Origin of the sequence: Bradyrhizobium sp. AUGA SZCCT0431 (genome assembly GCF_018131065.1) — a bacterium.
Lineage (GTDB): Bacteria > Pseudomonadota > Alphaproteobacteria > Rhizobiales > Xanthobacteraceae > Bradyrhizobium.
The window spans coordinates 219,195-232,982 of sequence record NZ_JAFCLR010000001.1 but is presented as its reverse complement, the minus strand read 5'-3'; the positions used below and the strand labels follow the sequence as shown (position 1 = coordinate 232,982).

17 protein-coding genes are annotated in these 13,788 nt (G+C 63.2%); 7 read left to right on the top strand and 10 right to left on the bottom strand.

Annotation, left to right across the window (positions count from 1 at the left end; translation table 11 throughout):
• Nucleotides 1-11: 11 nt before the first annotated feature.
• Entirely contained in the window at nt 12-875 is an 864-nt protein-coding gene (locus JQ567_RS01035) for a DMT family transporter (protein ID WP_212437078.1), read from the bottom strand.
• A 249-nt stretch (nt 876-1,124) separates the two neighbouring features.
• Here JQ567_RS01035 and leuB point away from each other — a divergent pair, with 249 nt between their 5' ends.
• The gene (gene leuB, locus JQ567_RS01030; RefSeq protein ID WP_212437077.1) at nt 1,125-2,237 is read left to right on the top strand and encodes a 3-isopropylmalate dehydrogenase; all 1,113 of its coding nucleotides are present in this window, start codon (nt 1,125-1,127) and stop codon (nt 2,235-2,237) included.
• A 188-nt stretch (nt 2,238-2,425) separates the two neighbouring features.
• Here leuB and JQ567_RS01025 read toward each other — a convergent pair whose 3' ends face one another.
• Together JQ567_RS01025 and JQ567_RS01020 are read right to left on the bottom strand one after the other, a co-directional pair.
• The gene (locus JQ567_RS01025; protein WP_192739344.1) at nt 2,426-2,806 is read right to left on the bottom strand and encodes a hypothetical protein; all 381 of its coding nucleotides are present in this window, start codon (nt 2,804-2,806) and stop codon (nt 2,426-2,428) included.
• A 171-nt stretch (nt 2,807-2,977) separates the two neighbouring features.
• Complete coding sequence (locus tag JQ567_RS01020) at nt 2,978-3,808, bottom strand: hypothetical protein (protein ID WP_212437076.1); 831 nt, start codon at nt 3,806-3,808, stop codon at nt 2,978-2,980.
• A 130-nt stretch (nt 3,809-3,938) separates the two neighbouring features.
• On the opposite strand from JQ567_RS01020, the gene JQ567_RS01015 reads away from it, so the two are divergent.
• Complete coding sequence (locus JQ567_RS01015; protein ID WP_212437075.1) at nt 3,939-4,973, top strand: aspartate-semialdehyde dehydrogenase; 1,035 nt, start codon at nt 3,939-3,941, stop codon at nt 4,971-4,973.
• 15 nt (nt 4,974-4,988) lie between these two features.
• On the opposite strand, the gene JQ567_RS01010 is transcribed toward JQ567_RS01015, so the two are convergent.
• A complete protein-coding gene (locus JQ567_RS01010; protein WP_212437074.1) occupies nt 4,989-5,642 on the bottom strand; it encodes a carbonic anhydrase in 654 nt (217 codons plus the stop codon).
• Nucleotides 5,643-5,744: 102 nt separating this feature from the next.
• Here JQ567_RS01010 and JQ567_RS01005 point away from each other — a divergent pair, with 102 nt between their 5' ends.
• A complete protein-coding gene (locus JQ567_RS01005; RefSeq protein WP_212437073.1) occupies nt 5,745-6,623 on the top strand; it encodes a CoA ester lyase in 879 nt (292 codons plus the stop codon).
• A 152-nt stretch (nt 6,624-6,775) separates the two neighbouring features.
• Here JQ567_RS01005 and JQ567_RS01000 read toward each other — a convergent pair whose 3' ends face one another.
• The 3 genes from JQ567_RS01000 to JQ567_RS00990 form a co-directional block, all read right to left on the bottom strand.
• On the bottom strand, nt 6,776-7,564 hold the full coding sequence (locus tag JQ567_RS01000) for a hypothetical protein (protein WP_212437072.1): 789 nt from the start codon (nt 7,562-7,564) through the stop codon (nt 6,776-6,778).
• Between the two features lie 42 nt (nt 7,565-7,606).
• Entirely contained in the window at nt 7,607-8,212 is a 606-nt protein-coding gene (gene leuD / locus JQ567_RS00995; RefSeq protein WP_212437071.1) for a 3-isopropylmalate dehydratase small subunit, read from the bottom strand.
• A 169-nt stretch (nt 8,213-8,381) separates the two neighbouring features.
• The gene (locus JQ567_RS00990) at nt 8,382-8,780 is read right to left on the bottom strand and encodes a metallopeptidase family protein (RefSeq protein WP_212437070.1); all 399 of its coding nucleotides are present in this window, start codon (nt 8,778-8,780) and stop codon (nt 8,382-8,384) included.
• A 137-nt stretch (nt 8,781-8,917) separates the two neighbouring features.
• On the opposite strand from JQ567_RS00990, the gene JQ567_RS00985 reads away from it, so the two are divergent.
• From JQ567_RS00985 to JQ567_RS00980, 3 genes are all read left to right on the top strand, one after another.
• Nucleotides 8,918-9,244: a hypothetical protein gene (locus JQ567_RS00985; RefSeq protein ID WP_212437069.1), complete on the top strand. Its 327-nt coding sequence runs from the start codon at nt 8,918-8,920 to the stop codon at nt 9,242-9,244.
• Nucleotides 9,245-9,802: 558 nt separating this feature from the next.
• The gene (locus tag JQ567_RS38800) at nt 9,803-9,931 is read left to right on the top strand and encodes a hypothetical protein (RefSeq protein WP_312017326.1); all 129 of its coding nucleotides are present in this window, start codon (nt 9,803-9,805) and stop codon (nt 9,929-9,931) included.
• Nucleotides 9,932-10,040: 109 nt separating this feature from the next.
• On the top strand, nt 10,041-10,355 hold the full coding sequence (locus tag JQ567_RS00980; RefSeq protein ID WP_212437068.1) for a hypothetical protein: 315 nt from the start codon (nt 10,041-10,043) through the stop codon (nt 10,353-10,355).
• 71 nt (nt 10,356-10,426) lie between these two features.
• On the opposite strand, the gene JQ567_RS00975 is transcribed toward JQ567_RS00980, so the two are convergent.
• Both JQ567_RS00975 and JQ567_RS00970 read right to left on the bottom strand, forming a co-directional pair.
• A complete protein-coding gene (locus JQ567_RS00975) occupies nt 10,427-12,124 on the bottom strand; it encodes a methyl-accepting chemotaxis protein (RefSeq protein ID WP_212437067.1) in 1,698 nt (565 codons plus the stop codon).
• 236 nt (nt 12,125-12,360) lie between these two features.
• Nucleotides 12,361-12,669, bottom strand: coding sequence for a DUF1330 domain-containing protein (locus tag JQ567_RS00970; RefSeq protein WP_212437187.1), 309 nt, complete (start codon nt 12,667-12,669; stop codon nt 12,361-12,363).
• A 162-nt stretch (nt 12,670-12,831) separates the two neighbouring features.
• Between JQ567_RS00970 and JQ567_RS00965 the strand changes: the two genes are divergently transcribed.
• Nucleotides 12,832-13,467 (top strand): hypothetical protein, encoded by a 636-nt coding sequence (locus JQ567_RS00965; protein WP_212437066.1) that lies wholly within the window; start codon nt 12,832-12,834, stop codon nt 13,465-13,467.
• A 71-nt stretch (nt 13,468-13,538) separates the two neighbouring features.
• On the opposite strand, the gene JQ567_RS00960 is transcribed toward JQ567_RS00965, so the two are convergent.
• Nucleotides 13,539-13,748 (bottom strand): hypothetical protein, encoded by a 210-nt coding sequence (locus tag JQ567_RS00960; protein WP_212437065.1) that lies wholly within the window; start codon nt 13,746-13,748, stop codon nt 13,539-13,541.
• Between the last annotated feature and the right edge of the window lie 40 nt (nt 13,749-13,788).

The window sequence follows — 13,788 nt, the reverse complement described above, 5'->3', positions numbered from 1 at the left end:
TTTGCGCAACATCAGCCGATCAGCACCAGCGCCACGCCGGCAACCGTCAGCACCGCGCCGGCGACGATGCGCGGCGTGATCCGTACATGGTGCAGCACCATCGCGCTGAGCAGCAGGGTGATGAGCGGATAGATGGCGGCGACAGGTGCGACCAGCGTGATCGGGCCGGTGCGCAGGGCGGCGAACAGCGACAGCAGGCTGAGGCCGTTGCAGATGCCGGTCATGGCGAACCAGAACCGGCCCGGCCATGGCGCTGTCACGACGAAGCTCCCCTTGCGGATGCGCTGCACGGTCAGCACCACGAAGGACGATACGACATAGCCGATCAGGCAGGCCCAGAGCGGGCTCGGCCAGATCTCCAATCCAAGTTTGACGATCGGCGGCACCACGCCGCGCAGCAAGGCGCTCGCGAGCGGCAGCAGCAGGGCCCAGCTTCGCCAGTCGCCGAGATCGCGCGGCCGGGTGACGGTGATGATCACGGCGCCGGCGACTGCGATGACGAGGCCAGCGAATTGGGGCGGGTGGAGCGGCTCATGCAGAAGGACGACGGCGAGCGCGACCGCGAACAGCGGCGCCAGATTGCCGAGCGTCGAGGTGACGACCGGTCCCAGCGCGCTGTTGGAGGCAAAAGTCAGCAGGGTCAGCATCGCCGGGAACACCAGCCCGATCGCGGCGAAGATCGGCAGGGCCCGCCAGACCACGGGCTCGCCCGCCAGCAGCAGCGGCGAGACCAGCAGGAACAATAGCGTGAACGAGGGGACGCTGATCGCCGCTCCCGACAGCGGCTCGACCGTGCGCAGCCCGAATTGTGCCGTTACGACGCCCGCGCCCAGGAAGCCGGCCGAGGCAAAGGCAAACAGGATGGCTGCGGTCATGAGGGCGTGATGTCCGTCTTGGGGCGGGCTTGCCAGCCTTTGTGGCCTGTCCAAGCCGCCTTGCCAATCCGCCCCGGGCGCTTTAGCACTCCCGCGGAATTCCTCCGCCTGTCATGCCCGGGCTCGACCCGGGCATCCATCGTCTTCAAAAAAGATGGATTGCCGGGTCAGAGGCGAGCGGAAGCGACGCCGTCCTTCAGACGGCTACGCCCGGCAATGACAACCAAACAAGCTCCGAGGTAACTGATCATGGCGACCCATAAACTGCTGCTTCTCCCCGGCGACGGCATCGGCCCCGAAGTGATGGGGGAGGTGAAACGCCTGATCGACTGGCTGAATGCGCAGGGCATCGCCCGTTTCGAGACCGAGCAGGGGCTGGTCGGTGGCTCCGCCTATGATGCCCACAAGGTCTCGATCAGCGAAGGCGACATGGCCAAAGCCACGGCGGCCGATGCCGTGATCTTCGGCGCGGTCGGCGGTCCGAAATGGGACGCGGTGCCCTATGACGTGCGGCCCGAGGCCGGCCTGTTGCGGCTGCGCAAGGATCTCGGCCTGTTCGCCAATCTGCGCCCGGCGGTGTGCTATCCGGCGCTGGCGGACGCCTCCAGCCTGAAGCGCGAGATCGTCGAAGGTCTCGACATCATGATCGTCCGCGAGCTGACCGGCGGCGTCTATTTCGGCGAGCCGAAGACCATCACCGATCTCGGCAACGGCCAGAAGCGTGCCGTGGACACCCAGGTCTATGACACCTACGAGATCGAGCGCATCGCCCGGGTCGCCTTCGATCTCGCGCGGAAACGCCGCAACAAGCTGACCTCGATGGAAAAGCGCAACGTCATGAAGTCAGGCGTGCTCTGGAACGAGGTGGTGACGCAGGTGCACGCCCGCGAATACAAGGACGTGACACTGGAGCATCAGCTCGCCGATTCCGGCGGCATGAATCTGGTGAAGGCGCCGAAGGCGTTCGACGTCATCGTGACGGACAATCTGTTCGGCGACATGCTCTCCGATATCGCGGCGATGTTGACGGGGTCGCTCGGCATGCTGCCCTCGGCCTCGCTCGGCGAGATCGACGCCAAGACGAAGAAGCGCCGCTCGCTGTTCGAGCCGGTGCATGGCTCGGCGCCCGATATTGCCGGAAAAGGCCTCGCCAATCCGATCGCGATGATTTCCTCGTTCGGCATGGCGCTGCGCTATTCGTTCGACATGGGCGCACTTGCCGACAAGGTCGACGCGGCGATCGCCGCCGTGCTCGCCAGCGGCCTGCGCACCGCTGATATCAAGTCCGAGGGGACGACGGCGGCCAGCACCACGCAGATGGGCGATGCGATTTTGAAGGAATTGCAGAAGCTGCACGCGTAACGGCAGAACCTCTCCGCATCGTCGTCCCGGCCTTGAGCTCAGATGCGCGATTGCGCATCGGGGGACCCATAACCACAGTCGGTTATGATGGCGAAGAAAGTCGTCGAGCAGCTTGCTTAGATCGACGGGCCGCAGCGTATGGGTCCCGGCTCAAGGCCGGGACGACACCGTTAGTTTAGCTCAATAAATCAATACAGCGGGAAGCGCTGCGGATAGCCGCCCATGTCCGACGGCGGGTTGAGCGGTTGACGGTCGATCGGGCGATTGAGATTTTCGCGCGCGAATGACGGGTAGCCGAGATCCGGCGGAAACGCGTAATCCTGGAATTTGCGGTCGCCCGGCAAGACTTCGGTGCCGGCGTCGAGCCAGGAGCGCGTCGTGACGTAAACGCGGGTATTCGGACCTTGCTGGTAGACCCGGTTGGGGCCACTGCGTCCGTAATAAGGACGCCCGTCCTTGTCGTATTGGGCCCTGGACTGGGCGCTGGCTTCCGTCGCGGCGACCGCAACGAGGGCGGCTGCAGCAAGCATCACCACGAGCTTGCTCGCAGCAGGGAATTTGGGGGTCATCGCATCCTCGTCATTGTCAGCCCTTGGGGCCGATCACCAAATCGGGTTGGCGCTCATTGTAGCCGCGGCAGGGTGGGCGTCACTAGGTCAATTGCGCCACACCGGACCACAATAATGCCGGCACTGGCGAAAAAGTTTCATGAAAACCAGTATCTTGGCGCGGTATGGCAATTAGAAGGCGCCGCGCAATTGCGGGTTGTCTCCGCCGGTCAGCCAATCCGCCGACAGGGCCGGCGCGGCTGATGTCGCGCAGTCCGCGCGCCTGAGTTCGGCGCGGGCGAATATTTCCGCCAGTTTCGGGTCGTTTCCGGTGCTCAGCAGGGTCAGCCGGTTCAGCATGCAGGAGATCGCGGCGCGGCGGGCCGGCAGACTGTCGCCCTGGCACGACCAGCCGGAGATACGGAAATTGGAGTCGCTGACGCGCTTCATGAATCCGAGGCAGCCGCGGGCCGCCTCAGCGCCGCTGATCAGGCGCAGCAAGGTCACGGCGCCGAACTTGCTGTCGATCAGGCCCGCGGCTTCCAGATCGCCCGGGTCCATTCGGGCGGCGATCTCCGCGATCGCGGGGCCGGCATGGCCGAGTTCGCCGCCCGGCCGATAGATCTCGAGTTCGGCGACCGGCTTTTTGTCGGCGCCGCGCCACTGGAAGACATCCCGGCGGCCGCCCTTCGGGTGCCGAAAAATCTCGTAAGCCTCTGTTTTATCGTGCGGATCAAACTGGCTGACGGCAAAAGCGCGCGACGAGCGGTCGACCAGGCTCCAGGCGTCCTTCAATGAGGCGTCCTTCAATGATGAGGCGTCCCTGGACGAGGGGTCCATCGCCGCGGCATCGGGCAATTGTTCCCACAGTGCCATGCCGCCCATGGCGAGCAGGGCCAGGGTCATTACATACGCAACCAGGCGAACCAGCGTACCGCAGAGCTCGTCCGCAAAGCTGGCCAGCGCCGGATGGATCCTCGTTGTATAATGGGAATGGGCCGGTTCGGCCGAAAAGGACTGCATCAAACGCCCAAACGCAACGGTCAAACGTTCTTGCAAACGTTGTCTTGAGGGTGTTTCTCGCATAGAAGCGCTGCCTCTTCCCTTTCCGCCGCAGGCGGGGGGGACGGCATTTTTCGTCGGAGAGTGAACGATGGGTTACAAAGTCGCGCTGGTCGGAGCGACCGGCAATGTCGGGCGGGAAATGCTCAACATTCTCGACGAACGCAAATTCCCCGCGGACGAGGTGGTGGCGCTGGCGTCACGCCGCAGCCTCGGCGTGGAAGTTTCGTATGGCGACCGCACCCTGAAGTGCAAAGCGCTCGAGCACTACGATTTCTCCGATATCGACATCTGCCTGATGTCGGCGGGTGGTGCGGTGTCGAAGGAATGGTCGCCGAAGATCGGCGCCGCCGGCGCCGTCGTGATCGACAATTCGTCGGCCTGGCGGATGGATCCGGACGTGCCGCTGATCGTGCCCGAAGTGAACGCCGACGCCGTGACCGGCTTCACCAAGAAGAACATCATCGCCAATCCGAACTGCTCGACCGCCCAGCTCGTGGTGGCGCTGAAGCCGCTGCACGACAAGGCCACGATCAAGCGCGTCGTGGTCGCGACCTATCAGTCGGTGTCGGGCGCCGGCAAGGATGCGATGGACGAATTGTTTTCGCAGACCAAGGCCGTCTACACCAACAGCGAACTGGTCAACAAGAAATTCCCCAAGCGTATCGCCTTCAACGTCATCCCCGAGATCGACGTGTTCATGGAGGACGGCTACACCAAGGAAGAGTGGAAGATGATGATGGAGACCAAGAAGATTCTTGATCCCAAAATCAGGCTGACCGCGACCTGCGTGCGCGTGCCGGTGTTTGTCGGCCACTCGGAAGCCGTCAACATCGAGTTCGAGAATCCGATCACCGCCGATGAAGCGCGCAACATCCTGCGCAATGCGCCGGGATGCCTCGTGATCGACAAGCATGAGCCCGGCGGCTACGTCACGCCGTACGAGGCGGCTGGCGAAGACGCCACCTATATCAGCCGCATCCGCGAGGACGCCACCGTCGAGAACGGGCTGTCGCTGTGGTGCGTCTCCGACAATCTGCGCAAGGGCGCGGCGCTGAACGCGGTGCAGATCGCCGAATGCCTGATCAACCGCAAGCTGATCAGCGCCAAGAAGAAGGCGGCTTAGAAGGCGGCGTAGCCTTTAGACGCTGCCCTGCATCTCGCTGACGGCGTGGAATTCCTTCGCCGCCGGATCGAGTACGAACAGGGAGCCTTCCGCGACGCCGAAATAGGCGCCGTGCAAACTCATCTCGCCGCGTTCGACCAAGGTGCGGACGAACGGAAACGTCATTAGATTCTCGAGGCTGCGAAACACCGCCGCCTTCTCGATCCGCACCGTAAATTCCTGCATCGACTCACGGTCACGCTGCTCGACGACTTCGCCCGGCTTGATGAACATCTGCATCCATCGCCCGATGAAATCACCGGGCGACAGGGGTTCGATTTTGTCGATGAAGGCGCGGATGCCGCCACATTGCGCATGGCCGAGCACCACGACGTGCTTGATGCGCAAAGCATTGACCGCATATTCGAGCGCCGCGGATACGCCGTGGGCGCCGCCGTCGGGCTGATAGACCGGCACCAGATTGGCCACGTTGCGCACCACGAACAGTTCGCCTGGGCCGGCGTCGAAGATCACCTCCGGCGAGACTCGGGAATCGCAGCAGCCGATCACCATCACCGCGGGCGACTGGCCACGCTCGGACAGTTCCCGGTAGCGTGACTGTTCTGTAGGCAGCCGCTGCGAGGTGAAGGTCCGGTAGCCGTCGAGCAGATGTTGCGGAAATGCAGTCATGGCCCTTGCCTAACCATAGACCGATGACAGGAACAAGGCTTTCGGCCGGCTGTTTGAAATGATATCGCGTGGGGTGCAAAAAGCCCCTTAGGAAACCAGCCCATGATCCGTCCACGCCGCAGCCTGTTGTTCATGCCGGGATCGAACGCCCGGGCGCTGGAAAAGGCGCGCAACCTTGCCGCCGACGGCATCATCCTCGACCTCGAGGATTCGGTGGCGCCGGACGCCAAGGCGCTGGCCCGTGACCAGATCGCCAAGGCGGTCGCGGCCGGCGGGTTCGGCAAGCGCGAGGTGCTGATCCGGGTCAACAGCCTGGATACGCCGTGGTGGATCGACGACGTCACCATGGCCGGCAAGGCGCGGCCCGACGGCATCCTGGTTCCCAAAATTTCCAGCGTCGCGGATCTCAACGCCATCGCCAATCGCCTCAGCGACATCGGCGCGGATACCTCGATCCGGGTCTGGGCCATGATCGAGACTTCGCGCGCGGTGCTGGATGCGGACAAGCTCGCCGCGGCGTCGAAGGATTCGGAAACGCGTCTCGCGGGCTTTGTATTCGGGCCGAACGACATTTCGCGCGAAACACGCATCCGGATGCAGCCGGGCCGCGCTGCGATGATCCCGATGATCACCCACTGCATCCTGGCGGCACGCGCGCATGGCCTCGAAATCCTCGACGGGCCCTATAGCGATATCGCCAACGTCGATGGCTTTGCGGTTGAATGCGCGCAGGGGCGCGATCTCGGGTTCGACGGCAAGACGCTGATCCATCCGAGCCATATCGAGGCCTGCAACGCGATCTTCACGCCGCCGGCGGAGGAAGTCGTGGAAGCCCGCAAGATCATCGCGGCGTTCCAGCAGCCCGAAAACGCCTCCCGCGGCGCCATCCAGCTCGACGGCCGCATGGTGGAACGGCTGCACGCCGACATGGCCAAGCGCACCATCGCCATTGCGGACGCGATCGCCGCGATGGGGCATTGATTGCTTCCCTCTCCCCTTGTGGGAGAGGGTGGCTTCGCGAAGCGAAGACGGGTGAGGGGTTCTCTCCGCGGATGCAGACCCCTCATCCGGCACGGACTTCGTCCGCGCCACCTTCTCCCACAAGGGGAGAAGGAAGAAAGGCGAAGCCGAGTTTAGCCCCCAAACTTCTCCGTCGCCCAAGCATAGAGGCTGCCAGGAATCGGCTGCTGGCCGCCGCGGCCTTTCGGCGAGATGTGCAGCCCGATGATTTGGGGATCGGCGAGCAGCGCCGAAAAATCGGTCTGCTCGAAAAACAGTTTCGGTTCGGCGTGGACCGCATAGAACGATTGCTTCGGCAATGCGTGCTGCAATTCGTTCGAACGGCGCGCCAGTGCGGTGAGCGCGGCCGGACCGAAGATCGCCACGCGAATATCCGAGAGGCGGTTCGATCCGCCGCGCAGCTGCCGCAGCATGAAGGTCAGGTGATGGCGTAGCGCCAGCCAGTCCGGCGTCAGCTCGTCCTGCTTGATCAGATTTTCGAACGCCGTCACGATCGGGTCGCTAGGGGGCAGATACAAAACCGAATTGCCGAGCTGGCGCGGCCGCTCCCAGGCGAAATAGGGTTTTGCAGGATCGATCTCGACCGGCTTCAGCAACAGGACATCGGCGTCGAGCCACAGGCCGGCCTTCTCCGCCATCAGCCGCATGCGGAAGAAATCGCTGAACTGCAGAATGGTCCAGTCGCGCCAGCTGCCGTCCGGCTGCGGCGGGCGAAGTCGCTCGGAAAAGGAATGCGGCAGGATCGCTTCGGCCTCGGCGTTGCCGACGCCATCGGGCAGGCCGGCAAGCGGGTCGAAACTGTAGACGGTGACCTTGTGGCCCGCTGCGACCTGCGATCGCAGGCATGTCCGCCGGAGCGCATCGAGCGGGCCATGCCAGAAGGTGACGACGTCAGGCCGCATCGGCGTCGCCTCACTAGTGTCGAGCGAGGCCCGCTTTTGCGATCAGGCCCAGGCGCGCTCTTTTTTGGCCTTGGCTTCGTAGGTGTCGATGGAAGTCTTCTTCTCCATCGTCAGGCCAATGTCGTCCAGACCGTTGAGCAGGCAATGCTTGCGGAACGGGTCGATCTCGAACTTCACCTTGCCACCGTCGGGGCCGCGGATTTCCTGGGCCGCGAGATCGATGGTCAGCGTCGCGTTGGCGCCGCGCTCGGCGTCGTCGAACAGTTTGTCGAGGTCGTCCTGGGTGACGCGGATCGGCAGAATGCCGTTCTTGAAGCAGTTGTTGTAGAAGATGTCGCCGAACGAGGTCGAGATCACGCAGCGGATGCCGAAATCCAAGAGCGCCCACGGAGCGTGCTCGCGGCTCGAGCCGCAGCCGAAATTGTCGCCGGCGACCAGCACCTTGGAATTGCGGTAGGCCGGCTTGTTGAGGATGAAGTCCGGATTCTCGCTGCCGTCATCCTTGTAGCGCTGTTCGGAGAACAGGCCCTTGCCAAGGCCGGTACGCTTGATGGTCTTCAGATACTGCTTCGGAATGATCATGTCGGTGTCGACATTGATGATCTTCAGGGGCGCGGCAACGCCTTCCAGTGTGGTGAACTTGTCCATCGAACGTACTTCCCGGCTGAAATGAGGGGATAGGCTCGCTGATTTATCGCGAAATCGCCCCCGGCAAAAGGCCAATTTGCGCATGGGGCCCTTGTTTGGCGCGTTTTCCGGGCCCGAGCAGCCCGCCACCTCGCATCAAATACGGGGCCGGCTTTCGGCTGTAAACGCTCTAGCCTGCCTGGGCCTCGATCGCCTCCATATCGGCGTCCGACAGGCCGAAATGGTGGCCGATTTCGTGGATCAGCACGTGGCGGACGATGTGGCCGAGCGTTTCCTCATGCTCGGCCCAGTAGTCCAGGATCGGCCGCCGGTAGAGCCAGATCATATTGGGCAGGCGGGCGACGTCGTTATTGCTTTGGTGCGGCAGGCCGACGCCCTGGAACAGGCCGAGCAGGTCGAACTCGCTTTGCGCCTGCATCTCGTCGAGGACCTCGTCGGTGGGGAAATCGTCGACGCGGATGATCACGCCCTCGCAAAGGGTTCGAAAGCCCTTTGGCAGGCGCTCGAAAACCTCATGCGCCATGGCTTCCATTTCGGCGAGCGACGGTGCTTTTGCTTCCTTCCACATCGTGCCTGTTTAGCGCGTGTTCCAACGACGCGCCTACTCATTTTGCGCGCCTATTGATTTTGAATAACATCGCCCGGTTGACCTTGGCGCGGCAATCGGAGACCGTACCGCCCGATAACAGGCTTTGGGTGGGCGGAATGAAGCGGATTGTGACGGCGGCGGTAGTGGCGATTTTGACCGGATTCTTGTTACCGGATGGCGGTGCACGGGCTCAGACGGCACCGTCAGGGATACGCACCGCACAGATGCCGAAGCCGGCGGCCACCGACGCGTCCGCACAACGCCGGCGGCCGCTCCGCCGCGTGCCGATCTACCGGCAGGAGCAGTGGGAACCCGATGTCTACCCGCGCTACAATCCGGGGCCGAATGCGGTACGCAGCTGCACCGCGACCTATGTGCAGGAATACCGGCCGAGCGGCACCGTTATCACGCCGCGCATGAACTGCTACTGGCGGCCCGGCTAGCTGCGGCGCACTGCGCCGATCAAGCTCACGCAGGCCGCAATCGCCGACACGCCATAGACACGAGGACGGTCATCGCCGTTTGCCTGGAAATGGCTTGCCGTCCCATGCCGTCGCCCGGCCCCGGCGAAGCGCTCATGCGTGATGGCGGCATGACACTCTCCCATCAGAGAAACGACTGAAGGCGGTACGACGATCGTCTGCGCCGGTTTTTGCGCGCGCGCCGATGAAAATGACGGGAACGATGGCGTGCACGCCGCATCTTCATCGCGGAGTCATTTTCGTGGCGGAGTCATTCAGTTCGCATTCACGTCATCAGCTTCAAGCTGTGAACTGCGTCGCGGCGATGCGGCATGCTTGTCGAAAAACCGTCGGCCACGGACGTGACATCCCCGCGTGAGCGTAAGCTCATCGCTGGAGGACCAAGGAGACTACATATGCAGGTGACGAAAGTTCTAGGGCTTGCCGCCGTTGGCGCCATGCTCGTTATAGCCGCTCCGACCGAGCGCGCTAACGCGTTGTCGCTCAGCAATCCCGGCGCTGCCGCGGCCGTCCAGGAGGATGTCAGGCCTGAGACGACAGAGGCGGGATGGCGGCATCGCCATCATCGTTGGCATCGTCATCATCACCACCGTCGGCATCATCATCATTATCGCCGCTGGTGATCGCGGCTTTGCGTATGTGAAGTGAGCAGGCCCGTTCATCGCGGGTCTGTTTTCACTTCAAGTTTACTGCCACGAAACGGGCGCGATTGCTGCTTGTTATTTGATGGTCTTGATCAGGAGAGAGGGAGATTGTCATGAAGACCTTGATCGGAGCAGCTGCTGTCGCGGGCGCTCTGGTGTTTGCCGGCCCGGCGGCGGTCAATTCGGCGGCCGCGGCATCGCCGCAAATGAAGCAACAAACCGCCGGCACGTCCGGTGCGACCGACTTCAGCGCGCAACGCTATTACGGGCGCCATTATGGTTACGGCTATTATCGGCCGTATTATCGCTCGTACTACCGGCCGTATTACGGACCCCGCTACTACGCGCGGCCCTCTTACTACCGGCCATACCCCTATTACGCACCGGCGCCGTTCACATTCGGCTTCGGGTTCGGGCCGTATTGGTAACGGGCGCGGCCATCGCGCTCAGGAGACGAGCGCGATGGCGTTGATCCCGTTCTCGGGCAACGAGAAGCGGATCAGGCGGCGCGAATGAGATCGAGGAACGTGTTGACGTCGGCGCGCAGCTTCTCCGACTGATGGCTGAGGTCGTCAGCCGCCGTCAGCACTTCCGACGCCGCGGCGCCGGTCTCGTTGGCGGCGTCGTTGACGCTGCCGACGTTCGAAGATACCTCGGTCGTCCCCTTCGAAACTTCCTGGATGTTCTGCGCAATGTCGCGGGTGGCAGCGCTCTGCTGCTCGACCGCGGCAGCGATCGCCGTGGCGATTTCGTTCATCTGGGCGATCGTCGTCCCGATCGTCTTGATGGCCGTCACGGCGTTGCCGGTCTCCTGCTGGATCGCGGCGATCTGGGCTGAAATATCTTCCGTCGCCTTGGCGGTCTGGGTGGCAAGCGCCTTCACCTCGGTGGCGACGACGGCAAAGCCCTTGCCGGACTCGCCGGCGCGCGCCGCTTCGATCGTGGCATTGAGCGCCAGCAGGTTGGTCTGCGATGCGATGTTCTGGATCAGCGAAATGACTTCGCCGATCTTCTGTGCCGCTTCGGCCAGCCCTTCGACTGTCTTGTTGGTGCGATTGGTCTCGTCGACGGCGAGATTGGCCGTCTCCGATGCCTGCGCCACCTGGCGCGAGATTTCGCTGATCGACGCATGCAGTTCCTCGGTCGCCACGGCAACCGTCTGCACGTTCGCGGAGGCGACGTCGGAGGCGTTGGCGACGGCGGTGGCCTGCCGGCTGGTTTCCTCGGCCGTTGCCGTCATGCTGCCGGCGGTGGCGTGCATCTCGGCCGACGCCGCGGTCAGCGTTTGCAGGGCTTCCGAGACCTGGACATCGAAGGTTGCGATGTAGCCTTCGATGGCGCGCTGCCGGGCTTCCTTGCGGATCTGCTCCTCGCGCTGTTCGGCTTCGAGCCGGCGCGCCGTCATCGCGTTCTCCTTGAAGACGGTGAGCGACTTGGCGAGACCACCGACTTCGTCTGTCCGGTTGGCGCCAACGATCGAAATATCGAGATCGCCACCGGCAAGCTTGGTCATTTCAAGCGTCATGCGCCGCAATGGTTGAGCAATCTGGCCGAACGCGATCCAGCCGAGGATGGCAAAGGCCAGCAGCAGGCCGACAATCGCCCCGACCACGAGCAAGAGACGGGTGTAATCGGCGCTGGCGAAGCTCGCGTCGCGCGCGGCGCGCATGGCGTCCGTATTGATGGTGATGAGTTGTCCCACTGCCGCGATCGCGGTCTGGCGATGCTTGGCCGCGACATTGCGCGAATAGGCGAAGGCTTCTTCCATCTTGCCCGCGGCCGCCAGTTCGAACACCTTGGCACTGGCGACCCGGCGGTCCTTGACCGCGGTTCGCATTGTGTCGATCAACTGGCGCTGCTCGGGAGCGGTGGTGACGGCCGCCAGACGATCGATTGCTTCCAGCGTCGCATCGGTGGCCTTGGCATAGGACTCGACGTTCTGGCTGATCGCCTTGGCGTCGGTGCCCGAGAGGATGACGTTCTTTTCGCTCACCGCGGCGCTGTTGAAATGGCTCTCGGCCTGCAGGCTGTATTGCACCCGCATCGCGTTGCCGTCGACGAGGCTCGCCGCCGTCGCGGACAGGTTGCTGAGGGCCATCGAGGCCTGCACGACGATCCCGACTGCCACAAGGGCGACGATCGCGGCAGGCACCGCGATCTTGGCAATAATGGACAGGTTTTGAAATCTGGCGATCATTTCTGGATCTCTCTGGAGTGAAATTTGCTGCTGCCGCGCTCACTGCGACGGCCTGAGAACCGCGCCCGTGCCGGCACGGCGCCACGCCGGATCAAGCCCTCGATATGAGGGGATCCGAGGCCAGCTATCGATTTTCTGATTGGTTAAGGGTCAGTTTACCAGCCGGCCGTTAGCAAAGTGTTGACGCTGTCAGGAACGAGTCCCTTGAACGAGGTCCCGGCCAGGCCCGGGGCAGCTCAGCCCTGCTTCAAACGCTGTTCAAATCCCTTCGCCAGCAAAGCGATGCCGTCTGCGCCGGCTTTGCGGTCCTTGGAGATTTCCAGATATTCCGGCGAGTCTGCAAAGGCCCGGAACGCGGCCTCGTCGGGAAACGACATCAGCACCAGCTTGTCGCGATCCCACACGCCCTCCAGCACGGCGGGCTTTTCATCCGCCGACAACAGCCGGCCCTGGAATTTTTTGAACACGTCGAAGAAGCGCGCCTGATAGCGGTCATAGGCGGCGCGGTCGATCATCTTCAATTGCACGATCACATAGACGGTCAAATCCAGCTCCTGCGTCGCCCGTTCATCTTCGGCCAGCGCATTCATGGCGCATTCACCTGCCTTATTTTTAACGTCATGTCGGGAGCGACCGCAAATGAACGCAACGAGGGCCGGCCGCCGTGCGGCGCGAAACCTCGTTGCCGGTCTGAGGGAGGTTAAGCCATGACGATATCCGATCCCGGACGCGGGCTTGTCCGCTGTCCCGGACGCGGCATTGTCCGCGGTCTGGGTCTTGCGGCTGCGGCCATCATCGCGCTTACGGCAACATCGCAGCAGCGCGCCGAGGCGCTGTCACTCGCCAGCCCCGGCACGGCGCCATCAGCAAAATACGCAACCGACGGCGCGACCATCCAGGTTCGTGGCGGACACGGCCATGGTGGCGGAGGTTTTCGCGGCGGCGCCATTGGCGGCGGTTTTCGCGGAGGTGGTGGCTTTCATGGCGGTGGCTTCCGGGGCGGCGGCGCGGCGTTTCACGGCGGCGGCCTTAGAGGCGGTGGCGTCGCCATCCACCGCGGCGGATTTCGAGCCGCGCCGGTTTTCCGCGGTGGTGGCTTGGGCTACAGCGGCATCCGTCACGGCGGATATCGTGTAGCGCATTTCCGGCATCATCATCACGTTCATCACAGGCATCACTTTCACCGGCGCTTCTATGCACCGGCCTATTACGCCTACCCGCGCTACTACGCCTATCCGCGTTACTGCAGGGTGATCTGGACCCATTACGGCCCGCGCAAGATCTGCCGCTATCGCCCGTGGTTGCGTCCCTACTACCGCGTGCACCACTTCCGATACTGGTGAGGTTGAGTTGAAACAAAACAGGCGCCCGCTGGGGCGCCCGTTTTTTGAATAGCGTGATGAGCGCAAAGGGCTCAATCCCAGTCCTTGCCCTTCCACGGCTTGATCTTCCACGGGGTGAGCGCCTCCATCCGCCATTCCCGCCAGTGCTCCGGCGGCCAGTTACTGAGGCGCCTTGTGTCCTTGGGCGCGACCGGGACGAGATCGACGATGCGCGAAACGTTGCGCCGGCTCTGGCGCGTCGCCTCGCTGATCATATCGACATATTCTGGTTTATCGGCCACGTCCGGCTCCTCGCGATGATCATTCCCGCAAGCAGCCAGT